At 68.1% G+C, this 24,516-nt stretch carries 27 protein-coding genes; 5 read left to right on the forward strand and 22 right to left on the reverse strand.

Annotation, left to right across the window (positions count from 1 at the left end; all coding sequences use genetic code 11):
• Positions 1 to 10: 10 nt before the first annotated feature.
• From OKJ99_RS11020 to OKJ99_RS11040, 5 genes are all read right to left on the reverse strand, one after another.
• Positions 11 to 736: a phosphotransferase family protein gene (locus OKJ99_RS11020; RefSeq protein ID WP_326015751.1), complete on the reverse strand. Its 726-nt coding sequence runs from the start codon at positions 734 to 736 to the stop codon at positions 11 to 13.
• A gap of 162 nt (positions 737 to 898) precedes the next feature.
• The gene (locus OKJ99_RS11025) at positions 899 to 1,066 is read right to left on the reverse strand and encodes a hypothetical protein (RefSeq protein ID WP_326015753.1); all 168 of its coding nucleotides are present in this window, start codon (positions 1,064 to 1,066) and stop codon (positions 899 to 901) included.
• 17 nt (positions 1,067 to 1,083) lie between these two features.
• Positions 1,084 to 2,199, reverse strand: coding sequence for a radical SAM protein (locus tag OKJ99_RS11030; protein ID WP_326015755.1), 1,116 nt, complete (start codon positions 2,197 to 2,199; stop codon positions 1,084 to 1,086).
• 75 nt (positions 2,200 to 2,274) lie between these two features.
• Positions 2,275 to 2,715, reverse strand: a complete 441-nt coding sequence (locus OKJ99_RS11035) for an ATP-binding protein (RefSeq protein ID WP_326015757.1) — start codon at positions 2,713 to 2,715, stop codon at positions 2,275 to 2,277.
• A 170-nt stretch (positions 2,716 to 2,885) separates the two neighbouring features.
• The gene (locus OKJ99_RS11040) at positions 2,886 to 3,614 is read right to left on the reverse strand and encodes a GntR family transcriptional regulator (RefSeq protein WP_326015758.1); all 729 of its coding nucleotides are present in this window, start codon (positions 3,612 to 3,614) and stop codon (positions 2,886 to 2,888) included.
• A 54-nt stretch (positions 3,615 to 3,668) separates the two neighbouring features.
• Here OKJ99_RS11040 and OKJ99_RS11045 point away from each other — a divergent pair, with 54 nt between their 5' ends.
• Complete coding sequence (locus OKJ99_RS11045; protein ID WP_326015759.1) at positions 3,669 to 4,490, forward strand: class I SAM-dependent methyltransferase; 822 nt, start codon at positions 3,669 to 3,671, stop codon at positions 4,488 to 4,490.
• 84 nt (positions 4,491 to 4,574) lie between these two features.
• On the opposite strand, the gene OKJ99_RS11050 is transcribed toward OKJ99_RS11045, so the two are convergent.
• The 17 genes from OKJ99_RS11050 to OKJ99_RS11130 all read right to left on the reverse strand — a co-directional run bounded on the left by OKJ99_RS11050 (position 4,575) and on the right by OKJ99_RS11130 (position 21,518).
• On the reverse strand, positions 4,575 to 5,990 hold the full coding sequence (locus OKJ99_RS11050) for a hypothetical protein (protein ID WP_326015760.1): 1,416 nt from the start codon (positions 5,988 to 5,990) through the stop codon (positions 4,575 to 4,577).
• A 75-nt stretch (positions 5,991 to 6,065) separates the two neighbouring features.
• Positions 6,066 to 6,278, reverse strand: a complete 213-nt coding sequence (locus tag OKJ99_RS11055; protein ID WP_326015761.1) for a hypothetical protein — start codon at positions 6,276 to 6,278, stop codon at positions 6,066 to 6,068.
• A gap of 113 nt (positions 6,279 to 6,391) precedes the next feature.
• Positions 6,392 to 6,898: an AAA family ATPase gene (locus OKJ99_RS11060; protein ID WP_326015762.1), complete on the reverse strand. Its 507-nt coding sequence runs from the start codon at positions 6,896 to 6,898 to the stop codon at positions 6,392 to 6,394.
• Positions 6,899 to 7,016: 118 nt separating this feature from the next.
• The gene (locus OKJ99_RS11065) at positions 7,017 to 8,420 is read right to left on the reverse strand and encodes an AfsR/SARP family transcriptional regulator (protein ID WP_326015764.1); all 1,404 of its coding nucleotides are present in this window, start codon (positions 8,418 to 8,420) and stop codon (positions 7,017 to 7,019) included.
• Positions 8,421 to 9,655: 1,235 nt separating this feature from the next.
• On the reverse strand, positions 9,656 to 10,108 hold the full coding sequence (locus OKJ99_RS11070; protein ID WP_326015765.1) for a pilus assembly protein TadG-related protein: 453 nt from the start codon (positions 10,106 to 10,108) through the stop codon (positions 9,656 to 9,658).
• The gene (locus OKJ99_RS11075; RefSeq protein WP_326015767.1) at positions 10,105 to 10,608 is read right to left on the reverse strand and encodes a TadE family protein; all 504 of its coding nucleotides are present in this window, start codon (positions 10,606 to 10,608) and stop codon (positions 10,105 to 10,107) included. Before OKJ99_RS11075 ends, OKJ99_RS11070 begins: the two co-directional genes overlap by 4 nt.
• On the reverse strand, positions 10,605 to 11,024 hold the full coding sequence (locus OKJ99_RS11080) for a TadE family protein (protein ID WP_326015871.1): 420 nt from the start codon (positions 11,022 to 11,024) through the stop codon (positions 10,605 to 10,607). Before OKJ99_RS11080 ends, OKJ99_RS11075 begins: the two co-directional genes overlap by 4 nt.
• Positions 11,025 to 11,248: 224 nt before the next feature.
• Positions 11,249 to 12,142, reverse strand: a complete 894-nt coding sequence (locus OKJ99_RS11085) for a type II secretion system F family protein (protein WP_326015768.1) — start codon at positions 12,140 to 12,142, stop codon at positions 11,249 to 11,251.
• Positions 12,139 to 13,050, reverse strand: coding sequence for a type II secretion system F family protein (locus tag OKJ99_RS11090; protein WP_326015770.1), 912 nt, complete (start codon positions 13,048 to 13,050; stop codon positions 12,139 to 12,141). Before OKJ99_RS11090 ends, OKJ99_RS11085 begins: the two co-directional genes overlap by 4 nt.
• A 4-nt stretch (positions 13,051 to 13,054) precedes the next feature.
• A complete protein-coding gene (locus OKJ99_RS11095) occupies positions 13,055 to 14,275 on the reverse strand; it encodes a CpaF family protein (protein WP_326015771.1) in 1,221 nt (406 codons plus the stop codon).
• 227 nt (positions 14,276 to 14,502) lie between these two features.
• The gene (locus OKJ99_RS11100; protein ID WP_326015772.1) at positions 14,503 to 15,348 is read right to left on the reverse strand and encodes a MinD/ParA family ATP-binding protein; all 846 of its coding nucleotides are present in this window, start codon (positions 15,346 to 15,348) and stop codon (positions 14,503 to 14,505) included.
• Entirely contained in the window at positions 15,345 to 15,833 is a 489-nt protein-coding gene (locus OKJ99_RS11105; protein WP_326015773.1) for a hypothetical protein, read from the reverse strand. The genes OKJ99_RS11100 and OKJ99_RS11105 overlap by 4 nt, the downstream gene beginning before the upstream one ends.
• 405 nt (positions 15,834 to 16,238) lie before the next feature.
• Positions 16,239 to 16,538 (reverse strand): hypothetical protein, encoded by a 300-nt coding sequence (locus OKJ99_RS11110; RefSeq protein WP_326015774.1) that lies wholly within the window; start codon positions 16,536 to 16,538, stop codon positions 16,239 to 16,241.
• A gap of 1,478 nt (positions 16,539 to 18,016) precedes the next feature.
• Entirely contained in the window at positions 18,017 to 19,225 is a 1,209-nt protein-coding gene (locus OKJ99_RS11115) for an FAD-dependent oxidoreductase (protein ID WP_326015775.1), read from the reverse strand.
• A complete protein-coding gene (locus tag OKJ99_RS11120) occupies positions 19,225 to 20,382 on the reverse strand; it encodes an MAB_1171c family putative transporter (protein ID WP_326015777.1) in 1,158 nt (385 codons plus the stop codon). Before OKJ99_RS11120 ends, OKJ99_RS11115 begins: the two co-directional genes overlap by 1 nt.
• Positions 20,383 to 20,387: 5 nt before the next feature.
• A complete protein-coding gene (locus OKJ99_RS11125) occupies positions 20,388 to 20,933 on the reverse strand; it encodes a hypothetical protein (RefSeq protein WP_326015779.1) in 546 nt (181 codons plus the stop codon).
• Positions 20,934 to 21,041: 108 nt separating this feature from the next.
• Positions 21,042 to 21,518: a helix-turn-helix domain-containing protein gene (locus OKJ99_RS11130; protein ID WP_326015781.1), complete on the reverse strand. Its 477-nt coding sequence runs from the start codon at positions 21,516 to 21,518 to the stop codon at positions 21,042 to 21,044.
• Positions 21,519 to 21,837: 319 nt separating this feature from the next.
• On the opposite strand from OKJ99_RS11130, the gene OKJ99_RS11135 reads away from it, so the two are divergent.
• The 4 genes from OKJ99_RS11135 (at position 21,838) to OKJ99_RS11150 (ending at position 24,422) form a co-directional block, all read left to right on the forward strand.
• A complete protein-coding gene (locus OKJ99_RS11135) occupies positions 21,838 to 22,722 on the forward strand; it encodes a GGDEF domain-containing protein (RefSeq protein WP_326015782.1) in 885 nt (294 codons plus the stop codon).
• A 98-nt stretch (positions 22,723 to 22,820) separates the two neighbouring features.
• Positions 22,821 to 23,144, forward strand: a complete 324-nt coding sequence (locus OKJ99_RS11140; protein ID WP_326015784.1) for a hypothetical protein — start codon at positions 22,821 to 22,823, stop codon at positions 23,142 to 23,144.
• Positions 23,145 to 23,159: 15 nt separating this feature from the next.
• The gene (locus OKJ99_RS11145) at positions 23,160 to 23,666 is read left to right on the forward strand and encodes a winged helix-turn-helix transcriptional regulator (protein WP_326015786.1); all 507 of its coding nucleotides are present in this window, start codon (positions 23,160 to 23,162) and stop codon (positions 23,664 to 23,666) included.
• Positions 23,667 to 23,822: 156 nt separating this feature from the next.
• Positions 23,823 to 24,422, forward strand: a complete 600-nt coding sequence (locus OKJ99_RS11150; RefSeq protein WP_407700671.1) for a DUF2637 domain-containing protein — start codon at positions 23,823 to 23,825, stop codon at positions 24,420 to 24,422.
• Positions 24,423 to 24,516 lie beyond the last annotated feature (94 nt).

A 24,516-nucleotide genomic window follows, 5' to 3' on the forward strand; every position in this document is an offset into this window, starting at 1 on the left:
TTTGACCTCCCTATCCGTTCTGTCGGTACGCGGCCCACCGGCCGGCCGCGTCCGCAAGATCGCACATCCATGCGATGTCGGGCGCATCCTCGGCGATCTCCGCCCAGAGTCGCGCCTGCGCCTTCGCGAAGACCTTGAGGGCGTCGCCGGTCGCGGTGGACCAGGCGGGAACCTTCGCCGCCCATAGTTCGGCGTCCACAGGATCGTGTCCGGCCGCGACGAGCCAGATGACCCAGTAGGCGGTGTCGATCCACGAAGCGCCGCGGGTGGGCCAGGCCCAGTCGACGACGCGAGCCGCGCCCTCGACGATCAGCACGTTGTCGGGGTGCCAATCGGTATGGAGCAGCGCGTCACCGTTCAGCAGTTCGGCGTCGTCGGGGCCGTCCAGGTAGGCGGCCAAGCGCTGCCCGATCTCCTTGAGGTCGACTCCGGCCGGGGCCTGCACCCCCCAGAGCGTGGTGAGCGCCTCCGCGACGAGCGGCAGGTCCCCGGAGCGCGGGTCGTAAGTGGCGCGGCGACCCTCGATGTACTCGTAGCCGAGCAGGTTCCACTGCTCGTCGCTGATCGTCCAGAGCAGCCGCGGGGCGATGGGAGCCACGTAGGGGTTGATGGCAGCCTCGCGCTGCTGTGTCCACACCCGGGGGTGGTCGCTGCGCAGCCCCTTGACGAAGACGCGCCCGACGCAGGTGTCGAGGGTGACGGCGATCTCGCTGTTGAGGCCGTCGGCGACGCTCATTGCCGCGCGGATGGGCCCGGTGCGAGCCTCGACAGCGCTTCGGGTGGCGGGAGGAAGGTCTTCCCAGTACAGTCTCATGGTCACCACGGCGGGAGTCTAGAGGGATTTAAGCGGTCAGTGAGGCCGCCCGCGCCGCGGGCGGCCGCCGGTTCAACGAGTGGCTCAGTTGTAGGGGTTGTCGTCTCCGCAGCCCCGCATGACATCGCCGCCCGCAAGAATGTCGAGGTCGTCGACAAACTCCACGTCAGCCACCTCCTTGCTCATGCCTTGGCCCTTCTCCTTGTCCTTTTCGGCCGGGCGTTCGGTGATCTCCACGGCAATGGCGCTCATAGGTGTACTTCCTTCCGTCAGGAGTGCTGGCAGTAGCGGTTCAGTGGCGCGTCGGCCCGGCGGTACAGCTTCACGAGGGGCATGCACGTGGTGCACGTCTTGTGCAGGGCACAGCTCGTACAGGCGTCCTGCCGCTGCAGCGCTCGATCGGCGATGGAGCCGAGCCGTGCCAACCCCGCGACCCCCTCGGTGAGCAGAGGGATGGGGTGGTCGCGGGAGACTTTGCAGACGCTCGCCAAGCCGAAGGGAGTCACGTTCAAGGACGTGTGGCCGGCGTCGCATCCGGTGAACGGAGTGGCGGGGCGGGGTTGATTGGGGGCCTGTTCCGTGAGGGGCCCGGAGCCGCCGCTGAAGGTTGGTGACATCTGAGCGTATTCGCGCACGTGAGTCGTGTAGCGGTGGGCGAGCTCCCGCATCGCGTCGGCCTCGTGGATGTTCCGGCGCGTGGTGATCACGCTCAGGGACAGTGGCAGGCCGGCTTCGGTGGCGGCGGCGAGGCCGCGCATGAAGTTCTTGAAGGCACCACGGCGTTGGACGAATCCGTCGAAGGTCTCTGTTGTCGCGCCGTACACGCTCAGCGTGATCCGGTAAGGGCGGCGGGTGGTGAGCAGGTCGAGCATGGGCTGGCGGTGCAAGGTCGATCCATTGGTAAGGATCTCGACCATCATGCCGAGGTCGTAGGCGCGCGCGTACGTCTGCGGGAACAGGCTGTCGATGGTGCACTCGCCGCCGCCGAGTTCGAGCCATACGATCCCGGCGTCACGCAGAATGCTCAGCAGCCTCTCGCGCTGCCCCCAGGCCAGACCCTCATGCCGCTTGGCCCCGTAGACACAGTGGTCACAGTCCCAGTTGCAGCCGTTGTTGACCTCGTAGGAGGCGCGGCCATGCCCATGCGGTGACGGAGCACGCACGAGAAGCGCCTCGCCGGCAGGTCGCCCGTGAAGGTTGAGGCCCCAGCGATGGCTCGCGGCGTCACTCAGCCAGTCGGGCAGTGATCCGTCAGTCGCGGCGAGCTGGCGTATTTCCCGGTAGCGGTGGGACCCGATTTTGATGCCTCGGAACGATCCGGGGCGCAGGACAAGGTGTCCTGCGAGGAATGGGGTCACGATCAGTTCGTAACTGGAGCTGGGCATGGCACGCTCCCTCAAGTCGTCACGGGTCGAGCAACCGCCTCTGGGGCGCGGGCAGATGAGGCACAGGCCTGGCGGTCAGGGGGCGAGGTGGGCACGTACGGTCTTGCCACCCTCTTCCCGAAGGAACCATGAGAGGTCTCCGCCGAGCGCGCGGATGAGGTGCAGTCCCCGCCCGCGTTCATCCTCGACGCCGGCGTCGGCCTGCGGGCTCTCGGAGATGTGCGGGAAGGAAGCGACCGGGTCTGAGACGTCGATGCGGAGCGTGTCGTCTTCCAGGATCGCCAGCTGAACGCGCAGCAGGTGGCCGACGGTTCTGCCGTGACTGATGGCGTTGGTGACGAGCTCGGAGACGATCACGGTGGCGTCGTACTGGTCACCGGCCCATCCCCACAAGGAGAGTTGACGCCGGGTGTGCAGTCGGGCCAGCCGCACGGAGCCGTAGATCATCGTGTAGTCCATCTGCCACTGACAACGGGCCGCCGCGGTGACAACCGGTGTCGAATCCAGCGTTCCCACGATCACAACTCCTCTTGCTTCCAGGTGCCGATGCCCGCGGCTTCGTCGGGCCTCCGACACCAAGAGACTGGACCGGTGGACCGGTCCAGTCAAGCGGAATGGCGCAATTGCCAATTCCGGAAGCAGCCTCAACTCACGGCCTTCGGGGGCCGGTTCGGGAACGGCGAGGTCTAGCGACCGCCGCCCATGGGATACGTCTGCACGTTCTCCCACAAACCCTCGGGCGTTACGCCGAGTTCCACGACCAGAGCCCGCCCCTCGGCGTCCTGCGCGGTGTGCAGGACCTCCGCCACGGCGAACGGCTGCTGACGCGACAGCGCCTCGGCCTCGTCAGCCGTACCGAGACGCACCGCCGTCACATCGGCGCCCTGAGATGGCCTGCGCCCCGTCATACGGGCGATGTAGCGGGTGGTGCCTTCGATGATCTGCTTCCGGTCCGACAGCCTCGGGCAGCGGTCGGCGATCTCGGGCGGGAACCAGGCCGCGACCAGCGACAACGGTGACCCGTCGGCCAGTTCGATCAGCCGGTCACGCCGCAGAGCCTGAGCTCCGTCACTCAGACCGAGCGCCGCCGCCACCCGCGCCGACGGCACCTCGCGCGTCGGCGTCCCAACGATCCGGTATGCCCGGCCGCCGGCCGTGCGCGCTGTTCCTTCCTCGCGACCTCCGGCCGGACGTGCCACCGGTATCGGCGAAGGCCTGAACCCCTGGCCCTGCCGGGCCACCACCAGGCCGTCGTTCACCAGCAGGTCGTACGCCTTGATGACCGTGGCGCGCGATACGTCCCACTGCGCGCACAAGTCGCGCTGCGACGGCAGCAGATCGTCGGAGCCGAACTCGCCGTCCGCGATGCGCTGGCGCAGCGAGTCCGCGATCAACTCGTACTTGAGAACTGCCACTGCGACTCCCGATGCTCTGGACAGGTTGACCGGTCAGGCTGGACCATCCAGGGTATGCCCTCCGTTCCGCAGCTCAGCCCCGAGATCGTCGAGTTCTACTCGCAGACCGTGGACGAGTCCTCGCGACTCACTCGAAGCGCCGACGGCCTGCTCGAACTCGTTCGCACGCAGGAAATTCTGCGCTCCCACCTTCCCCCGGCGCCAGCCACGGTCCTCGATGTCGGCGGTGGTCCCGGCATTCACTCCAGGTGGCTGATTGAAGCGGGATACACCGTGCACGTGGTGGACCCGATCCCCCGCCACGTCGAGCAGGCCGCCAAGGCCGGCGCGAGCAGCGAGCTGGGCGACGCCCGCAAACTCAGCGCCGACACCGGTTCCTTCGATGTCGTCCTCCTGCTCGGCCCGCTCTACCACCTGCTCGACCGCACCGAGCGGGACCAGGCGCTTACCGAAGCCGTACGTGTGGTCAAACCGGGTGCCCTGGTGGCCGCTGCCGCCATCGGCCGCTACGCCTCCCTGTTCGAGCACGTCGCCACCACTCTGCTCGACAAGGAACACGTTCGGGACGCCGTGCAGGACATCCTCGCGACCGGCATTCACGAGCCGGGCCGCAAGGGCTTCACCGCCGCCTACTTCCACACACCGGACGGACTCGTCGAGGAGATGACCACGGCCGGCCTGGAGGGCGTCACCATCCACAGCGTCGAGGGCCCCTCCTGGGGTGCCCTGAAGGCCACCGAAGAACACACGCGCGAGTCGATGCAGAACTCGCCCATGTTCCAAGCCGCGTTGCATGCCGCACGCCTCGCTGACTCCTACCCGGAGCTTCTGGCCGCCAGCTCTCACATGCTCGCCGTGGGCAAGACACCGAGTTAGGGCCTGTATGTGGTCGTGATCAACGGGCGGTTCGTATGAGAACTACTGCCGCGGGCGCTCCGGATACCGGCCGTACGCGCGAAGCTAGCGCTGGGCCTCGACGAAGCGAACAACTTGGTCACCGGCGAGGGCCTTCTCTTCTTTCGTTGGCAGCGTGACGGTGCCGAATGATGAACTTTCGGCGGATCCTGCCATGTGGGTCAGGAGGCGGCGGAAGCTGTCGATCTGACGGGTGAGGGCGTCGATGTCGACGAGGTCTCCCTCCAGTTCCGCGAGGAGGTAGAGGGGGCCGGTGACCAGTGCAACGGCGGGGATGCGCTGCTCATAGAGCGGCTCGCCTTCACCGAAGTGGATGAGTGCTCCTGGCTTCAGCGGAGTGGAGGAGTCGATGTCGACGCCACTCCACGTCGCGCGGGTCAGTTCTGCCAGTTCGCTTGTCGTCGCGTACAGCATTTCCGGCTCGAGCGTGCCATCGGGTTCGTAGTGCCCGGAAGCGGGATTGATCCGGAAGTGCTTGGCGCCGAGGTGTTCGATGGCCAGTCCGGCGACGGCCGTGAGGCCGTCGGCGTCGGGGGACCAGAGCTCGGGGTGGGCATCGAGCCACGCGGTCGTTGCCTGTCCATGCTTGGTGACGGCGGGGATGCGCAGATGCCCGGCGGTGTAGACGAAGACGATGGTCCTGTTGTGAGCGGTGGTCGCCGCGTCGCGTGCGAGCGCGAGGAGTCCGAGGTGCCCGTTCTCCTCGACGGCGTTGCCGCCATCGCTGTGCGTGACCACGAGGACCGCCTCGTCGGCGGCGGGCCCGGACCCGGCAGACACCGCCCACAGGGTGTCCATGGAGGTGTCCGGGGTCTTGGTCGCGTCCAGTGTCAGGGTGGCCGTGTCGCCGCGCTCGGCGGCGGCGAGAACGGTGTCGCGCTCGGATTCCGGTACCCAGACGGCCGGGATGCCCTGGTAGTCACGGGTGAAGGGCAGATACTGCCCTCGTGCCGCGTCATCCGCGAGCCCCTTCCAGACACCGATGACGCCCACGACGCCGGCCTCGCGGGCCTTCGTCAGATCGGTTCCGGCGAACTCGGATCCGATGACGGGGTTGGCGATGGTCTCGAAGGGGAGCTCGCCCGACCAGGTGTCGAGCACGAGCTTCGACGGCACGTCGAAGTTGTGCACCTCGATGACGGCGATCTTCCCGGCAGCCGCTTCCCAGTTCTTGCGCACACCGGTGACGGGTGTCAGGGGCGCTGTCGCTCCCTGAGGTCCGGTCTCGCCGGAGTAGGGCCAGACCGAGGAGAGGGGGACGTCTCTCTGACCGATCTTGAGGGCGCTACCGCCATCCGCGAGGTCCCAGCGCTCGAAGGAGTGGGTGTCGCGTTCAACGGTGTATCCGAGCGCGGAGAGTTCGCTCGCCACGTCCTCGGTCAGGGTGTGATGGGCGTCGGTGCCGGAGTATCTCGGTCCGAGCTCGTCCAGTCGTTGGATCTGGTGCGCGTAGTCCGTCATATAGTCCTCCTTTTCGCCGAAGCTCTCACGTGCCCGCTGCCTGGGCCACACGAGGTCAGCCGGTCGGCCCGTAACTCACCGGCTGGCGGTCAGGCCGAGGACCACGCCGCGGACGGCGGCTTCGCGGACGGCTGCGGGATCGTCGTAGAACGGGGACTGGGTGATCGCGCCGACGTTGGCGGCGATGACGGCCCACGTGAAGGTCTCCGGGCAGGCCAGTGGCCGACGGCCGGCGAGTTCCAGTACGCCACTGCGGGTCCGCCGGCAGCACCTGCAGCCACTTCGCACATCCCGATCACGACCCGGAACGCGCCCTGGGGTCGTCCGCTGTGGCCATGTCGTCAGTGGTCGACCGGAGATTCGCCGCGCGTCCAGGCTGCGGCAGGGACGTCATCGCTCATTCAATCGCCACACCCACTACCCCGGATGAGCCAAGCGAGGGACTCTTGCGGACCTTGTCCGGCCGTGTCGACGACGACGTGCTCCCGGTCCCAGGGTTCGTAGTCGCGGTCGAGGACCTGCTGCCAGTCGGGCATGGGCAGGCCGGGGATATCGCTCGAGCGTGTGGTCACGCGTTGCCAGTGCTCGGCCGGATCCGAGCAGATCACTTCGACCTCGACGGTAGTGGCGCCGGCCTTGGTACCCACGCCCCGCCAGGCGTCGCGAGTGACGGTCAGGGGATTGACGGATTCCGCGATGACGGTGAGCCCCTGCTGCAGGTGTTCCTCGGCGAGGGCATATCCGACCGTGTAGCCGACCGGACCGAGAGGATGCTGGGCGAGACCCGAGCGGACGATGGCCTGCTCGATCGTGTCGATGCACAAATGGACTGCGCCGATGCGTTCGGCCAGAAGGCGCGCGAGTGTGGTCTTGCCCGTGCCGGGCAGTCCGCCGATGACGATGAGCATGTGCTCATGGTGCCAATCCCGTCAGGGTCCTGGATTGTCTTCGTGGCACTCATCCCGGCAAGTAGGGCCCTGGTGATGGTCGTCCGCGAGCGTCGTGCACGCCGCTGAGTCAGCTCGCTCATCCCTCCGGTACTCCGCCGGTTCCTCCAGCGGGCGAGCCGCGTCGATGCAGTGCCTCGCACAGGGCGATCGTCTCCGGGCTCGGCTCCTCGTCGAGTTCGGCCAGCTCTGCGCTCAGGAGGTCCAGCGTGTGCGGGATGTCCGACTGCAGGCCTAACCGTGCCTGGACGCGCGCGATGTCGCGGTAGATGGCCTCGTTGTAGCGGTCGAGCGTCCTGGCGCGTTCGAGCATGGTGAGGGCGAGGCGGGGGTCGGATGCGCGCAGGGTACGGGTGAGTGCGGCGAGGCCATCGAGCACGTCGCGGCGCACTGCCTCGCGCGGGGCTTCGCACCACTCCGCGACGATGTCGGTCGCGAAGTCACCGGCGTAAAGACTGGTGCCGCGTTCCAGGGCGTTCAGACGCAGCTCATGGTTCTCCGCTGCGTCCGACTCGCTCAGTGCATCCTCCAACTCCCAAAGGTCGACGGAGACTTGGTTGTGGTCCAGGGTGTACAAGCCTTCGGCTTGGTGGACGATATCGCGGACCTCGTCGTGCGTGGCCGTGCGCAAGGTGCGACGGAACTGGCTGAGTGTGGCGTGGAAGCTGTTGTACGGGTGCTCGCTGGGGGCATCCGGCCAGATTGCGGCGGTGAGCGTTTCTCGCCGGACCCCGTTTCGATGCAGCGCCAGGTACGCCAAGATCTCGCGCTGCTTCGGGGCTAGAGACCCAGCGAGGCTTCTGTTGGCTGCACCGCGGGCGGGGTGATGCGTCAGGCGTACGGGGCCCAGCACCGTGAGAGTGAGGACAGGCGCCGTCGCCGTCGGCCCCTGCCCTGCTGACCGCGTAGCGACGTCCGCCTCCGACCCCGTTGCTTCACTCTCAGTCGACGGGGTCGGAGGCGTCTCTGGCTCCGACACACGAAAGAGGTCGCGGAGAGCTCGCGCGTCGGGAGGCCGCAACGTGAACAGGCGTGCACCGGTCAGCGTCACGGCGTCAGACGAACTGTCAGCCGAGACGGTTCCGTCATGTCCCACGCAGAGAGTTCGTCCTGGACGCCACTGCCCCAACAACACCCCGGCCAGACCGAGCGAGGAGCCATTGTCGAGCAGCGCCTGCAGACGTCCGTCAGAGTCCGGAGCGGGACTGGTGATCAACAGGAGACCGGTGTCCTTGGCGCTGCCAAGTGTTGGGTCCGTGGCGTCGTCACGTGCCCGGCGCGTCCGGCTGAGCAGCTCAGCCTCCAACGCGTTCAGAGCCGTGTCCAGATCCTCGACGATACGTAGACCCGATGCGTACGAGCGCACTGGAACCTGCTCACCGAAGAGCTGCGCGGCATCCTGGGCGGGGGCCATGACCTCGAGATGTCCGGAAGCCATTCGCTCCACAGCTCCGTCGATCAAGAGGGCGCGGACGGCTTCCACGGCTCCAGTCCCGACCAGGCCAAGACCCCGGCTGCGGGCCACGTCCCACGCGAGGGAGTGGCCTTCCCACGCCCCGGTAACCGCTCCTGTGATGGAAGACATGGGTTCTTCGCCGCGGTGTCGGGATCGGGCGCGGAGCTCTTCGTCAGGTGTGCGGGGTGTCGTGGCTGTTCGCTCGGCGGTCTCCCCGGGCTCCGGGGCGGGAGCCGTGCGCAGGGCGCGGACCACGGGAGCGATCTCCAGGTCGTCGCGTTCGCGGCCGCGGCGCTGGTGGCGGGCTCGCCGTCGCAGGCGCGTGGTTGTCAGGACGGCAGCGGTCAGTGCGGCCAGGCCCAGACCGACGTATCCCCCTGTTGGTAGGTCGAGCCCGGGCCGTCGATGCCCCTCGTGGCCAGGTAGTCGGGGAACGTTCGAGTCGGTGCCCGTAGTCGGGCCCGCGCTCGGTTCACGGGACGGTGGGGGTGTCGCCCTCGGCGGAACCTCAGGGCCCGGAGCCGGCGAACTCGCCGGCAGCTGGAGGATCCAACCGGGGCGGATCAGGTCGGGGTTGGTCAAGGCGTCTCCGTCGGGCTGAGGGCGGCCCCGATTGAGCGCGTAGATCTCCGGCCATCGCGCCCCGTCACTCAGAGAACGATCGGCAATCCTCCACAGGCTGTCGTGGATACCGTGCTCGGGCGGACGCACGGTGACGGTGCGCGGTGGGCGCTGTGCGGCGTCGTCCGTGTCGTAGGGAGCCGCGTCGAGCCTGCCTGCCCCGCCTCGCACTTCCCCCGAGGTCACCTCGAAGGGACCTGGACGCACCAGTAGGCCCGTCGTGGCCCGGGTCGGTGCAGGTCTGGCGAGAGCTTCTGGACGGTTCAACACAAGTGCTGTGACGGCGGTTCCGACCAGCAGCGCGGCAACCACGTGCACCGATCTATGCGGCCCCCGAGCCTCGGGCCACGAAACTCCGCTGATCATGCCCCATGCGGTGCGTACGACATCGATCGCAAAGGTGCACCAGACCGTCCAGAGCACACACGCAAGCACGTTGAGCAGGAACGTGGCGTTCATCGGGGCGCGCAGGATCATCTCTACTTCAGCCCACGAGGAGATGCGATGCGGCAGCGGCCACCCGACGTAGCGCCACAGCCCCCACGGAACTCCCGTAACCAACACAGCCAGCGTGACTGCGGCCAGCAGCCCCCGCAGGAACCGGATCACGCGATGCCCTGCCCCTCGGACGCCCGGCGGTGTCATGGCACTGCGGTGCCGATGTTCCGCACCGGGTGTGCCGACCCCGAAGCCGACACCGTGAAGGACTGGATGCCAACTACGCGCAGGAGTTGGGCGGAGGAGCGTGCAGAGACCCGCACGGTGACGGTGTCCCCAGTGGCCGTGACCGTACCTGTGTCACCCGTGGCGGCGAGATGGCGCTGGGCCAGATCGCGGGCCTGGTCGGGGATCAGTCGGAGTGTGCCGTCCGCCCGGTAGGCGGACAGGTCCAGCGCCTGAGCACCTCGGCGGGCCGCCTCCTGGGCCTCACCGATGGCGCGCACTTTGGCGGCCAGGGCGAGGCCTCCGTCCAGCACGAGCCCAGCGAACATCAGCACGGCAACCGTGATCAGGACAACGAACACGGTCGCCTGGCCCTCGTCGCGCCGCATCGTCTTGCACGGGCGAACAGCGGAGAGAGGCGAGGGAGTCACGGGGACCCCGCTCCCCACGAGGCCGAGGCACTGGCGACACGCGGCACGGCGATGTGTTCGGCGGTCTCTGACTGTGAATGAGCAAGCGTGCTTCCGCGGTACACATCGACCGGCGACGCGAACTCTGCGCTGAGCGCCATGACACCGGGCACGCGCAGCGGCGCGAGGCCACTGAGGTCAACGTCGCAAGTCACGGAAGCTTGCACGGTGCCACCTGGCTGCAGACTTCCCTGCAAACGGACCGCCAGTCCGCGGCATGTGATGCCCGCGCCGTGCAGAGCTTGGGCGGCCGTTGACCGAGCGTGCGCTGCTGCGGTCGCCTCGGTGCGTTGGGAACTGGCCGCCCTGGCCGCTTGATGGGCGGCGTCCTCGACAAGCAGGCGCACGCCCGCCATCCGTCCACAGAAGACGAGGAACCAAAGAGCCAGGAGCAACACCGGGATGGTCAGGACGAGTTCGATGGTTGCCGAGCCCGTGTCGTCTCGGCTGCGGTGCGTCATCGAGTGTCTCCAGAGCCGTTCATGACCGTCTCGACCGGGCCGACAGACCGCGCCCGAACTGGCAAGTGCAGGAAGGGCAGAACAGAGCCGGCTGTGCCGTAGACCCGCACCTCTACGAGGCGGGGGCCGCGCGTCAGGTCGAGGTGCACTCCGCGGAGAGGACCTCGGCCCAGCTGGTTCAGGACCCGGGCGCCTTCCGCCCGGCCGGTCTCCACCGTTCCGTGCTGTACGCGAGTGGCTGCCAGCGCGTGGGCGGCGGTGGCCTGGGCGATGTGGGTGGCGTGCAGGTAGACAGCCGCCTGGGCCATGAGCAGGACGACGGTGAACACCAACGGCAGGACGAGAACCATCTCGATGGTGCCGCCACCCGCGTCGGACCGCAGTCCCGACCGAGGCAGCCGAGGGGAGCTGGCTATTTGAAGGTGACACTGCGGGCCGCCGCCAGGATCTGCGGTCCGAACAGCCCGGTCACGGTCAGGGCGAGCGCCGCGAGGAAGGCGATCCAGATGACCTGTTCGGTCGTCATCCCGCCCGCATCGCGCCGCAGGGCACGCACTACAGCGCTGAGACGGCTTCGCAGGGAGCGGGGGCAGGTGAGCGGCAACATGTCCGTGGTTCTCCAAGAGTGATCGAAGAATGTTCACAGCGAGGCCTCGATTTGGACGAGGGCCGGATAGAAGACGAAGAGCACGAATCCGAAGCCCATCAGCACTCCCGGGAGAGCCATGCGCTCGGTGGCCGCGTTGGCCCGGCCCTCGGCTTCGGCGGCATCGCGGCTGCGGAGCGCGGCGGCCTTCGCGGCGAGGGACGCACGGATTTTGGCTCCCTCGGTTCCTGCGAGGGATAGGGATGCCGCCAGTTCACTCAGCTCGCTCACACCGACTTCGTCGCCGAGCTGGCCAAGCATCGTCCAGGGTGAAGTGCGGGTCAGGCGTGCGGTGTTCAGCGCGCTGCGTATGCGCTGGAACGGCTGCCCGTGGCCGATCTCGGCGGCGTCGGTCAGCGCGCCCTCCACTCCGGCACCTCCGGCGAGCAGGATGTGGATGAGGTTCAGGTACGCGCTCAGGGCGTGGCGGAAGGCTGCTCGTCGGTGCTCTGCCCCTGCAGTCACACTGACGTCCGGCAGGAGGAAGCCGCCAACAGCCAACGCCAGCGCGCCGCCCAGCGGAATCGCCCAGGGCAAAGGGTGTCCGCCGATGGTGAGGATCAGTTCGACGGCCGTCGGCAGACACAGTCCGGCGAGCGTGAGCGCCGCCTTCTCCCCCAGGTACGCCTCCACCGGCCGGCCGATGACCGTCAGGTCCTTGCGCACGCTGCTCGTAGGCAGCCCCAAGGCACTCAGCACGCGGGCGAAGGGAGCGCCCAGGCGCTCTGCCCACCCCTGCTGACGGGTGCCTGGGCCCTCAGGCGGAGAAGGCACGGCGTGGATGCGTGAGATCAGTTCGGTCAGGGGCGGGGGGAGCGGGAAGATCCAATACGTCAGGGCCCACAGCCCCAGGCCGACTCCCATAGAGAGAGCCAAGAAGGCGATCATGTCGACAGCTCCTGTCCTACGCCGTCTCCGATATCCACTGCCCCGACGATTGGCTCGGGGTCCGCGAGGATCCGGTCGGGCTGCTCGATCCGTACCATCCGGCGCAGCCACGCGAAGGCCCCTGCGAACACAGCACCGATCAGCAGCAGGACCAGCTGTCCGCCCCACGTGCCGTACGGGCTCAGGAAGGCGGGGTTGAGGAGGACCAGCCCGCCCGCGAAGGAGATCGTGGTGATCACGACGACACGAAGGGTCGTGCGTACGCGGGCTCGGCCGGCATCGATCCGCTGCCGCATCTCGACGTGGGCTCGGGCCGTTGCGGCCAATGCATCGAGAACGGGAACGAGTTGGCGGCCCTGTCGTTCGGAGGCGAGTATGAGGGCGGCGATCACCAGGTCGGCCGTGGTGTCGGCCAGATCGGCCGCGAGGCATCGCAGTGCGTCGGGCAGGCGTTGGCCTGCGGCGAGCCGGACGGCGAGGGACCGCACCTGCGGACGGACGGCCTCGGGGGCGGTGTGTGCCGTGGCCACGATGGCCTGTTCAAGGCCGGCCGCGGCGGCCAACGTGTCGCGGAGCATCTCCGTCCAGCCGGCGATTCCTTCGACCCGCGCGACCTCCTGCCGGTGAGCGGTGCCCTGTCCCAGCAGCCTGGGCAGACTCCACGTGGCTGTCGCCGCCAGCAGACCGCCCACCACCCAGCCCGTCACCGCGCCGCACGCCAGTCCGACCACCCCTGCGGCAGCCAGCCACCGCCTCCGGTGTTCCGTACGCAAAGGTGCTCGCTGCGCTCGGCGACCCGCGCGCTCCGTGTCCCCTCCGGCCGGGCGCCGTACCGTCCGCACGAGGGCGAACGCCCCGACGCCGAAGCCGAGTCCGAGCAGTCCCAGCAGCGCTGCGTAACCTGTCATGCCCTCACCCCCACTCGGCCTCGCCGACCCGCCCCAGGCGTTCGGGGTCGAACCCGACAGCCGCCAGATCATCGAGGGTGTCGGCTCGCAGGGGCGCGCCTGGGAGCGCGCGCAGGTCCGGTCCAGGACGGAAGACCTCGTTGGAGACGATCTGTTGACCGTCGGCATCGACGATCTCGCGTATGGAGGACACCACCCGCTTGGCCGGATCGTCGCGCGGCTTGTCGAGGTGTACGACGAAGTCCAGTGCGGAGGCGACCAGCAGATTGGTGGCTTCCAGGGGCAGGCGCTCCGGTCCTTGGACGGCGTAGGCGGCCAGCTTGGTGAATGAGCCACGGCTGGTCGAGGAGTGCAGCGTGGCCATGGAACCGTCGTTGCCCTGGCTCATGGCATTGCACATGGGGATCACTTCCGGCCCGCGCACCTCACCGACGATCACACGGTCCGGAGACATGCGCAGCGCCCAACGCACCAACTCGGCTTGGCTGATGGCGCCCTGGCCCTCGATATTCGGCTCGCGGGCCTGCAGTGCGACGACATCAGGGTGGGCCCGGATGTCGGTGTCGAGGCCGAGTTCGAGTACGTCCTCGATGGTGACCAGGCGCTCCCACGACGGGATCTCGGCGGCGAGGGCCCTCAGCATCGTCGTCTTGCCGATGGCGGTGCCTCCGGTGATCAGGACGTTCTTCCTGGCGCGAACCATCGCGGCGAGGAATGACTCCAGGTTCCGGTCGAGCGCGCCCGCGTCGCGCAACTGGGCGAGCGTGGCGCGCTGGAGGCGGTGCCGCCTGATCGACACCGATGGGCGTGCGGTGACGGCCATGACAGCGAATACCCTGTCGCCGCTGGGCAGTAGGAAGCCGACGCCGGGGCTGCCTCGATCGAAGCGTCGCTCCTCGACGCCGGCGCGGGCCGCCAGGTCGCGGATGAGGGCGACCAGTTCCGCATCGGAGTGGACCACTGGCCGGAAGCGCTCGCGGCGGCCGTCGGCGAAGCGGAGGAAGACGCGGTCGCCGTTGATGTTGATGTTCTCGATGTCCGGGTCGCGCAGCAGGGGTTCGAGACCCGCGAGTCCGAGGGATTCGGCCAGCACGGACGTGATCACCTGCTGTTCGGTGTCCGGTGACACCACGTCCTCGCCGCGCGCGAGTTGAGCGCGGGTGTGTTCCTCAGCGATGTCGACCAGGATCGTCCTGGCCTGTGTCCGGCGTTCCTCCTCGGACATCGCGGTACGTCCTGCATCCTCGTCGGCGCGGATTCGCCGGGCCAGCCGGGTGGGGAGTTCGTGGCGTAGTCGGCGGTACAAGAGCTCGGCGGCCGGACTCACTTCTTCGCCCGCTACGTCAGCGACTCCGTGCGCCGGCGGGCGACTCCACGGCAGGCCCGGTTGGATCACCGCGGTGCCGGGCGGAAGCGGTCGCGCGTGCTCGGGCTTCGGCTCCCTCGTCGCGCTCATCGCTGCACTCCGCTCGGAACAGCCGGTGCATTCCGCACTGCCGCGGCCATCAAGCGCACCCCTGGTCCGGCACCAGCTCCGGCCTGCGCATGCCTCGTTGGCAGCCCCCGGATTGCCTTCCCGCCGAACGAGGGCGCGGCGACCGTCGCGGCGATCCGTGCCATCGCGCCGGCGAGCGGTGTGCGCGCCGAGGCGCGGCGTGGCCCCGAACGCCCGCCCAGCAGCGCCGCTCCCCTGCGGTCTTCCGGGACACGGCCGAGCACATCGAGGCTCAAGGCCTGCTCGATCGCGCGGGTCGCATGGCCGTCACCAACCAAGAGGAGGCACACGGGCGGTGCCCAATGCGACACCTCGTCCCACCGGGCCGACACGTGCGACAGGGCGTCGTCATGGGCACGGGCGACCAGCAGCAGGACGTCCGCGGCATTCACGATCTTCAGAGCCGGGGAATCGGGATCGGCTCGCCCGCAGTCCGCGACCACCACGGCACCCGGGTCGTTTGCGGCCCTACGTAGCTCGTCTGTACGGGAGTTGGCGAGCTGGCGGAGAACGGCGCGCGCCTGCTCCGCCCCTGCGGGGCCGACCACCACAGGCAGGCCGCCCGGGAGCCGCTGGGTGTGTTCTTCGATCTCGGTCGACCTCTGGGTCCTCCGTGCGGCAGCCGTCAGAGTGACCAGGCCCGGGGAGAGGGCGAGTCGGAACCTGGCGAGCAGGTCCCCACCGGCCGGATCGCACTCCACCAGCACCGGCCGCTGTCCCGCGGGCCACCCCGCGGCCAAAGCCAGCGCGGCCGTGGTGACTCCGGGAGAACCTTTGAGGCTGCACAGCGCCACGAGTGTCATTTCCGGACCCCGTTCACGATGACGACGGTGACTTCTCCCTCGCGTGCAGTGGCGAGTTGCCGCGCGGCGTCCGTATCCATCTGCAGGGAGGCCACGGTGGTCTGCTCGTTCGGTGGTGTCTCCACCGCTGTGACGGTGGCGCTCCAGGAGGTGGACGACTCTGCCGTCGAGGAAGTGCTCCCGGATTCACGCGACGTCATGACGACCGTGACGCGGTTCCCAGGTTGCAGTCCCGGTGGGAACTGGCCGGCCTTCAGGCCGACTGCCACGATCGCCGCACCGGGTGGCGGCACCCGGGCCTCGCCCACCACTGCCTCGGTCAGCAGTGCGCCCTCGGGGAGGCTGTAGGCGACAGGCCGCCCCTCGACCCTCGAACGGGAGCGGGCTGACAGAGCCGGGAGACCACTGTCCGCCGTGATGCTGACTTCGCGTAGGTCCCGTGCGCGCAGCTCGTGTCCGACCGCGACCGGGTGTGCCAGGGCCAAGACTTCTTCGCTGTCCCCCAGCCGCGTACCCACGAGCACGCCAGCGGTGGCACATCCCACCACGAGGAGAAGCCCGAGCAGCAGATGCCGCGGGCGACGGATCCGCGGCAACGCAGTCAGCCTCGCCGGGGCGCGCCTCAGCGGGCGCGTCTTCGACTTCCTGGCGTTGCTGCTCGGCTTCCCTGGATTTCTGGGGTCTCCGCTTCGCGGCGTGGGCGGTGCACCGTGCCTCGCTGTCGAGTGCGGGGACACTCGGGGTCCCACCATCTGCTGCCTCCCGGCACATGTCTTCTAGGCAGCGCGCGGTCGGCGCGACGCCCGTCGTTGATGTCTGCTGGCGCATATCTGCTGGCGCTTCTCCGCCACCGGGCCCTTGGGGCATGGCGAGTTGGCGACACCTCGCGCTCAGCCGCCAGTGTTCAGCGCCTGGCTCTCGGCCACACGAACGGTGGCGTTCGACGTGGTCGTCAGGTCCGGGAACGTGCCGGACTGGCCGGCACCCTGCCAGGTGACCTTCCAGTGCACGGTGGCCGAGACGGCGTAAGCGCGGTGCGGCCGGCCTGCCGGCGTGGTGCGGTAGGTGTGCCCGCAGTCGGGGGACGGCCGGCTCGCCTCGACCGCACGCGTATACGGTGTGCCGGGTCCTCGGCAAGTCACCGAACCGCCGTCGCCAAGCGTCCAGACGGTCTTCGTCGGCCGGGCCACCGCAGTCACGGAAACGCCCGGGACCGAGGCTGTCGCGGACACTCGCCGCCAGTCACCACGCGCCAACCACAGCCAGGTCGGCAAGTTCGCCAACTGCTCGCCCCGTGGACTCATGGCCATCTCTGGCGCAGCAAGCCGGAGTTGGGCACGGGCACGTCGTGCGAGCTCGGCGGGCGCCACGACAGGGGCCTGGGCCGGGCCGCCAGCACCATCTGCCGCATCCGGAATCCACACGGGCGGCCGGTAGAAAGCGTCCCGTGTCCCGCCGCTGGTGCACCGGTACACGTACCAACCGCCGTTGTCCTGCGGTGCTGGGTCCTCCCCAGCGGCCCCGAGCCCGTGCATGAGCCTCACCTGCACTACTCGGGACCGCTGCCTTCCCGCCGAGCGGGGATAGGCGGCCGAGGCCACCTCCGGCGGGGGCTTGTAGTTACTGCGCTCGTAAGCGCAGTCGGCGAGGTTCGGGTCTCGGGGCGCGGCCTTGCCACCGCTCCCCTTCCCGCTCTCGCCTTCTCTTCCGCCGTCCCCGGTACGGGGAGGTGTCTTGGGATGCGTACGCCGGGAACCGTGACTCCCGCCGTCCCCCTTGCCGACGCCGAGTTCACAGCCCGGATGGGGGTTCTGCGAGCAGTCCACTGTGCCCCAGCCACTGTCGCCGAGAGCAGGAACGGCACCGACGAGTACGAGCACCGCGGCTGTGCCGGCGACGCAGAGCTGTCGATTCAGCACGACCCGACCCCTTCCACGGCGAATCGTGTGACCTTCCAGGCTCCGTCGTCCTGCTTCTTCACCTCAGCGGTGATCTTCTGTCGCCCGCCGGGACGGTGGTCCGCCAATCTCCCTGTCCCCTTGCGGTACTTCAACCAGTGGGTGGAGTCACCACAGTCAGAGATCAACGCCACGATCGGAGCGGCACGGGGACTGAGCCTGGCGGCTTCGGGCGCGTTGCGCGGTGCCCCCTTGGTGACGAGGCCGTTGCGGCGATCCGCATACATGCCGCGTGTGATCGCACCAAGAGCTGCCCCAGTGGCGTGACGGGCGAGCAGCGGTGACCGCCAGTCGGAGGTCCGCGCCGCGGCTGCCATGTCCCGCCACATACTGAGGTACGCGGCTGTCGCTCGCCGCCGGGCGATGGCCGCCTCAGACGGGCTGCTGGAGGTGGCTGAGCCGGTCGGCCCAGCACTCGGGCGGCCGGCACTGCTGCTCGTGTCCTTCGCGCTGCCGTGGTTGCCGGAGTCGGTGCATCCGGCAACCACCAACAGCAGCAACGTCGCCGTGGCTCCGGAGTGGAGAGCATGGCACCTCACGCCCGGCCCGTTCGTGGTTGGCACAACGGACACCTCCCCCATCGGCTGGAGATTCGGATGGTGTTTCCCGCCGACCACACGCGGCACGGTCGGCGCATCCATTCCTCTACTCCGGGCCCACGCCCCGACTGCAAGGTGCGTACACGTACGGACTTCAGAGTCAGTACGCGTTCATTGCCGATCCTTTACCTCGGGGACGGTCTTTTCCTCCGAGTCGATGTGATGACGGGTCAACCACGGGGCCGCGTTGCGCGGGCCGTCCTTCAGCAGCCGCGACAGCATGAAGTCGCGCAGGAGCCGCTGAAGCGGACCGGGGATCGCACGCCTCTTCATGCTTGCGCTGGTGGCTACGAGTTCCTCAACGCGTGGGCGCCGCAGTTGCTCGTAGCGCGTGAAGGCCGCGTCCACTCCGGGCATGTCGCGCAGACACTTGGCGAGGACCACGCTGTCCTCCAGAGCCATGGACGCTCCGTGCCCGGCGTTGGGCGCCGCCGCATGAGCGGCATCACCGATGATCACCATCGGGCCGGCGTGCCAGAGCGGCGTGGAGGCAATGTCGAAGACGCTGATACCCACCACGTCGTCCTCGGTGGCACGGATCAGGTCCGACGCAGCTCGGTCGTCTCCGGCCACCCTCTCCAGGCCCCTGCGTTTCCACTCTTCAGGGGTGGCAGCTGCAGGGTTGTCCGGAGCAGACGTCGACCCTGGGATGTTGACGAACCACCATGTGTCTCCGCCAGGCGTCGTGAGGTACGCGAAGAAGGCCCTCTTGCCGTACACCATGCGCATGGTCTCGTCCGGAGCACTCACGGGAGCCTTGCTCGCGTAGCCGCACACCAGGTCCTCGCCCGTGTAGCGGGGGCGGGGAGCAACGGGGTCGATCATGCGCCGGACCACTGAGTGGATGCCGTCGGCACCCACCAGGAGGTCGCCTTCGGCTTCACTGCCGTCCTTGAAGGTTGCCATGATGCGCCCCGCTGGAGTGCGTACCGCGGAGACGAGCTGCTTGCCGGATTCGACGCGGATACCGCGCCGCCCGGCCTCCTCGGCGAGCACGCGACACAGCTCGGCACGCCGCAGGGTGCGCGGTTCGGACAGCCGTCCGAAGCGGTCCTGATCGATCCTCGCGTCTCGGAGGCGTTTCCCTGATCCCGTGGCGAACTCAATGCTCGTCACAGCGAATGACCGCTCCACCACGAGCTGGTGGGCGTCGACGGCACGGAGCGCATCCATACCGTTGGCGAACAGGGAGAGGAACGCGCCGCGCTCACTGACGCCGTCGGGATGGGCTTCGTACACCACGGAAGTGATTCCGGCCTTCTGCAGCGCCATCGCGGTCGTGGGGCCCGCGACACCTCCACCGACGATCAATGCGTGCATCAGGGTTCTCCGTTCGGATCTGCTGTGCGGAGGGCGTCAGCAAGCACGATGAGCTCACGGACATCGGCTTCCAGGGACGGGTTCGGGGGCACGGCGACAGCGACGGCGTGTGCGGAGGCGAGCTCCCCTGACTCATGGGCGCGGAGCGCATGCCGCAGACGGTGGGAGAGTTCCGCGTCGCTCAGGGCGCCCCGGTCGGCGTCTGTTTGCGATGGGTTGATGTATGGGCTGATGCGAACCAGGCCGTCGCGGCACTCAATGGCTCGACGGTAGTAACGGCGGTGCACTGCCCGGGGGTTGAGCGCGTTGCGCCATGCACTCATCGGGACGCGCGGCAGCACATTCTCCGGGAACAGTTCGTGGAGGGCAGACCAGAGGGGCTTCAGCCGGCGATAGTGCAGGAGATGACGCCACCACACCCGCAAGGCCATCACACGCATCGCGGCGGCCGGGTACGTGACCCCGGCCAGGAACAACACAACGCCGGGAAGCATCAGAAAGACGGCAGCGAACCATCCCAGAGAGGTCGACGCAGCCCCGGCGGTGTCCAGGTTGGTGGATGCGTCGTCACCGCCGGTCCAATGGAGGACGACCGCCACGATGTACAGGGTGTTGGCCAAGGCGAAGGCGATCATGCCGATGGCCGCGATCTGCAGGCCTCGACGCAGTCGAGGGCCGGCTCCGCGCGCGTAACACCGGTTCCAGAACCAGGCCCTGGAGAAGGCGAAGACGAGATAGGCGTCCGCGGCTATGTAGAAGACGGCCACGCTCGTCACACGGTGGTCGCGCGTTCCTACGCCCTCAGGCGTGCTCAAGGCCGCTGCCACGAGGACTACGAACGTCAGCGCCAAGGGGACCCCGTACAGCCTGGCTCGCCGCCCCGCCTCGCGCTCTTCCAACGCCGAGTACAGGTAGAAGCAGATCAAGCCGTGCATGGACACGATGTCCAGCGAATGCTCAATCAGGCGGGACACCATCGGAGTCGTGCCGAGCAATCCCGCTCCAGCGTCCGCGGCACGGCCGAACGGAAAGGCCAGCGTCCACCCGGTGATGAGGCCGCACAGTGACCAGAGCGCCCGATCCTGCGGCGCCCGGCGCAGCCGCAGGACTGTCCACACCAGGACGAGCGGCGCAATGATCCCGTACATCGTGAGCATGCCACTCATAGCCACCCCAGCCGGTCGCTGAGCGCCATGTCCATGCGTTGGGCAGCGGTCTGGGCAGCCACTCCCGAAACGACGTGGTCGAGGACGGACGCCCACTCCAGAATGATCGTCGCCACCGTCTCGGCCTCGCGTTCATCAGCGTGGTCGTACGCCGAACGCCCCAGTGCGTGCAGGATGCGACTCTCGTCGGGGAACGGCACGGGCCCGTCCGGACTCTCCGCCCCACCTCGACCGAGGGATAAGGGAAGTTCGAGTGGTGTGCGGTTCTCGTGCCCCGCAAGAATGTGGCCGATCTCGTGCAGGATGATGTGCCGCTGGTGGGCCGGGCTGGTCTGCTGCTGGTAGACGATGTAGTCCGCCAGATCATGACCGATCCACAGCCCGTACGGCCCGGATACGGGAATGTCGAAGGGCAGGAGTCGAAGATCTCTACCCCGCTGTTGCGCAAAGCGCCGGCATAACTCGTCCACATCCAGAGGCGGCCGGATCTCCAGCTCATTGAGTAATCGTCGGCAGCGTCTGCGTAAGTCGCGCTCACTCATCGATCTCGAACTCCTCCATATATGCATGAAGTTCCGGAGCCACGGATTCATGTGGTTCATCTGATGTACCGGGTGCACCTGGTACATCTGGTGCACCTGAACCACGTGTCAGCTATCGGGCTGTGAGGTGTCTCGATTCACGGTCTCCTGGCCTGCGCTTGGCGGTCCATGACGGATATCGGTCAGTACTCGTTCGACGATCTGCGTCACCACGGCCAAGGATTCAGGGCTGAGCTCCAGCGCGCGAAGGGCGAGGTTCCTGACCTGTGGATGGTGCCCCACCTTGGCCAGGGCGATCTCCTCCTCGGCCTGGTCCTGTGGCGTCGGATCCAGGAAATACGATGCCGATACGCCGAAGAACTGTGCCAACGCGGTCAGTAGATCCAGTGACGGGTTGCGCTTGGAACCGTTTCTCAGAGCCGACAGATACGCGCCACTGACTCGCAGGCCGGGCTGGACCCGCCGCAGCTCCGCGGCGACCTCGTCGTGGGTATACCTACGTCCCGTCGGCTCTTGCGGACGGATCTCGTCAAAGAGCATTTCAAGCCTCTCGGCCAATGTCGGCCGCCCCGCAGCACCCGGCACAGATCATCCCTCCTGAACGCGGACCCCTACCTGCACCCCTTCATTTCCCTTTACTCAAGAACCAGTTGACAGAACCGCACTGCCGCACTCTAGACTCGCCCCCCATCGAATTCAACCAGGAGTTGCGCATCAACTCCGCTCGATCATCCGAGAGTTGTCAATTCGTGAATAACTGAAGCACGAACTATCGCTTGGGACGTGGGCGCTGGAAGATCCGCCGCGATACCGGTCCTGTTTCCGCCGGCGCCGTGAATCGGCAATCCGAGACGCCCGCCGCTACAGCGTGAGCTCGTGCCGACGCCACGAGGGGACGATGGCCATGGCTCAGCACGCAACGCCGCTCCACGGCTCACGGACCGATGACTGCGCCGCACAGCCACCACCCAGCGGTGAGTCCCTCGCACCAACCTCGCCTGCCGAAGCGCAGAAGCAGTCCTACCGCTGCACCGTGTGCGGCGAGTCGCTCGTCGACGCGGTCACCGGAGCGCTCTACCGGCACACCTGGGACCGACGCGCCGCAGCCACCGTGGACGACGCACGCCGCGATCGACGCTCACTCGCCCTGATCCTCGCCGACGTCGACCGCTTCAAAGCGATCAATGACACCTACGGCCACCCCGCAGGTGACAACATGCTCCACGCCATCGCGGAGGTGCTCCGCCGCGGCAGCGGTGACACCGGCATCGTCGGCCGCTACGGGGGCTGCGCCGGAGACGAGTTCCTCATCCTGCTGCCCGACCTGGACCTGAACCACACCCTGACGCTCGCCCGCAGGATGCGGGACCAGGTCCGCAGCCTCGCCGTCCGCGTACTCACACAGCGCGGCGTCTTCGCGACCCTGGCCGGCCAGACCATCTCCATGGGCATCGCCGTCGCCACCGACCTTCCTCGTGGCGCATTGGCGGATCTCCTGCTGGACTGCGACACGGCCCTGCGCCAAGCCAAGCAGAACGGCGGCGACCAGGTCCGCGTCGCACTCCCCCACCCCGACATCCGCACCGCCGACATCACCAGACAGCCGTGGACCTCCCACGACGCCGGAGTCGGCTACGACATGGGAATCCGCCTCATGCTGGCGCCCCATCACTGTCTCCCGCGCGCAGCTGAACGGGAGTTGGCGCTATCGCCCCTCGGCGTGGAGCACGTCTACACGGTCCTCTCCACGCTCCTCAACCGCTGCTCCGCACCCCTGGACACACCATGAAGACCCACCGGCAAACAGACCTGCTCCACTCCACGGCCTGGACACCCGAAGAGGGTGCGGAGGCAGTCCCCGCGGGAACCTGGTGGGATGCGGTTCGCGTGCCACAGGCCCTGGGTGTGAACGTCGTCCGCGCCTTCCGCACCTTGGCCCCGACACGGCTCGGCCCCGTCATCGCCGACCTCGACATGAAGGTCCCCAGCCTCTACTTCCTCACTCCCCTCGGCACAGCCACGGCCTGGAACGTCCCGCCATCACGAGGTCTCGGTCACCACAGCTTCATCGTGATCCCCGACACCGGCACCACCAGCCCTCCCGGGCCGTACTGGCTGGTCAGGCCGCAGGACACCACCGGCCTCACCGATCCACGCGCCTTGCACCGCTTCCTCCACTGCGCCGAACCGGACACACACCCGCCGGCGTGACGAGAACACACGGCCATGCGACGCCCGCTCGGCATCAACAACCGGTGGCACTCCGGATTCGCACGCTGGCGAACCGCTCTGCTCCGCCGCGACAAGCCGGAACACCACACCGACGTACCACCACCGCCCCACTCGACACCTCATTCGGTGGCCCAACGGTCCCGCTACGCACTGCGCCTACTGCGACGCGAGTGGCTCCCGGACGTACTGGAGGCCCTGACCCCCGGCCCCCGCCAATACGGCGAGCTACTCAAAGACGTGCGCAGCAACGGCAACTCCGCCCAGACGGCCCAGAATTCGAGCCGGCGCTACCTGCAAGAGTCCGTCCTGACCCGCACCCTCACGAAGATGCGAGAACTCGACCTGATCGACAAGGACCGGGAGACGGACTTCCCGTACCACACCACCTACCGCATCACCTCGGCCGGACAAGAACTCCTCGACGCCCTCGTGCCCTTGATGCACTGGGCGGAACGCCACACCCCGCCCCACCCGACACCTCCGGACGACGGCCCCGAGTAAGCACCAACACCCAGCCGCGGCACAGAGCCAGCACGCTCAATGAACCTCCCACGCAGGAAACCCGCCCCGAGCCAGGAGCCCAGCCGACCGGGAACACCCCAACTCCCCGAACTCGACTCCTGGCTCCGAGGCGCATGCGCCCTCACCGTCGCGGGCGTGGCCGCATACGCCTCCTACGTCCATCAGCGCACCTTCGCCCTACAAGGCGGCGCGGACCCGATCAGCGCATCACTGTGGCCCCTGTCGGTGGACGGCCTCCTCCTACTGGCAACGACGGCCCTGCTCCGGCAGACCCGCACCGGCACACACCGCGCACACCACCTCGTATGGCTGTCATTCCTGCTCGGCATCGCAGTGTCCCTGGCAGCCAACATCGCGGCCGCCCCGACACTGGCGTGGAAACCGGTGCTGGTGGCCGGCTGGCCGCCGGTCGCGCTGCTGCTTTCGGTGGAGCTGCTGGTGCACCGGCCAGCGGACGTGCCGGGGCCGAGTCACGTGCGCAGGGCGGAAGCCAAACCGGAACGTGCTCGCCACCAGGAAGATCCTCTACTCGAACGAGCTCGCCAAATCGACGCCAGACATCGAGAGTTGAACAAGCGCTCCGCATCTGCCGAGGTCCTGCGCAAGGAGTTGCACATCGGGGCATCGAGGGCCCGACAGTTGCACTCGCGACTTCGGAAGAACGGGGACAGTACAGATCCGGTTCCCGGGCCTCGTGGGCGTGCCACCCCTGACGATCGACAGCACCCCGCCTGACGCAACCTACCCAATCGCATTCCACATCCTGCCGCGCCCCATCTACTGCTCAGTCGCGGCGAGCGCGACCTGATGGTCTTCTCCCTCGTCGCGG

It is taken from the genome of Streptomyces endophyticus (assembly GCF_035798155.1).
Classification (GTDB): Bacteria; Actinomycetota; Actinomycetes; order Streptomycetales; family Streptomycetaceae; genus Streptomyces; species Streptomyces endophyticus.

Coding starts and splice junctions, on each gene's coding strand:
- OKJ99_RS11020 (WP_326015751.1), bottom strand. CDS start 736: ATGAGCGTCGCCGACGGCCTCAACAGCGAGATCGCCGTCACCCTCGAC.
- OKJ99_RS11025 (WP_326015753.1), bottom strand. CDS start 1,066: ATGAGCGCCATTGCCGTGGAGATCACCGAACGCCCGGCCGAAAAGGAC.
- OKJ99_RS11030 (WP_326015755.1), bottom strand. CDS start 2,199: ATGCCCAGCTCCAGTTACGAACTGATCGTGACCCCATTCCTCGCAGGA.
- OKJ99_RS11045 (WP_326015759.1), top strand. CDS start 3,669: ATGCCCTCCGTTCCGCAGCTCAGCCCCGAGATCGTCGAGTTCTACTCG.
- OKJ99_RS11050 (WP_326015760.1), bottom strand. CDS start 5,990: ATGACGGACTACGCGCACCAGATCCAACGACTGGACGAGCTCGGACCG.
- OKJ99_RS11060 (WP_326015762.1), bottom strand. CDS start 6,898: ATGCTCATCGTCATCGGCGGACTGCCCGGCACGGGCAAGACCACACTC.
- OKJ99_RS11075 (WP_326015767.1), bottom strand. CDS start 10,608: ATGACGCACCGCAGCCGAGACGACACGGGCTCGGCAACCATCGAACTC.
- OKJ99_RS11085 (WP_326015768.1), bottom strand. CDS start 12,142: ATGATCGCCTTCTTGGCTCTCTCTATGGGAGTCGGCCTGGGGCTGTGG.
- OKJ99_RS11090 (WP_326015770.1), bottom strand. CDS start 13,050: ATGACAGGTTACGCAGCGCTGCTGGGACTGCTCGGACTCGGCTTCGGC.
- OKJ99_RS11095 (WP_326015771.1), bottom strand. CDS start 14,275: ATGTCCGAGGAGGAACGCCGGACACAGGCCAGGACGATCCTGGTCGAC.
- OKJ99_RS11100 (WP_326015772.1), bottom strand. CDS start 15,348: ATGACACTCGTGGCGCTGTGCAGCCTCAAAGGTTCTCCCGGAGTCACC.
- OKJ99_RS11115 (WP_326015775.1), bottom strand. CDS start 19,225: ATGCACGCATTGATCGTCGGTGGAGGTGTCGCGGGCCCCACGACCGCG.
- OKJ99_RS11120 (WP_326015777.1), bottom strand. CDS start 20,382: ATGCTCACGATGTACGGGATCATTGCGCCGCTCGTCCTGGTGTGGACA.
- OKJ99_RS11125 (WP_326015779.1), bottom strand. CDS start 20,933: ATGAGTGAGCGCGACTTACGCAGACGCTGCCGACGATTACTCAATGAG.
- OKJ99_RS11135 (WP_326015782.1), top strand. CDS start 21,838: ATGGCTCAGCACGCAACGCCGCTCCACGGCTCACGGACCGATGACTGC.
- OKJ99_RS11145 (WP_326015786.1), top strand. CDS start 23,160: ATGCGACGCCCGCTCGGCATCAACAACCGGTGGCACTCCGGATTCGCA.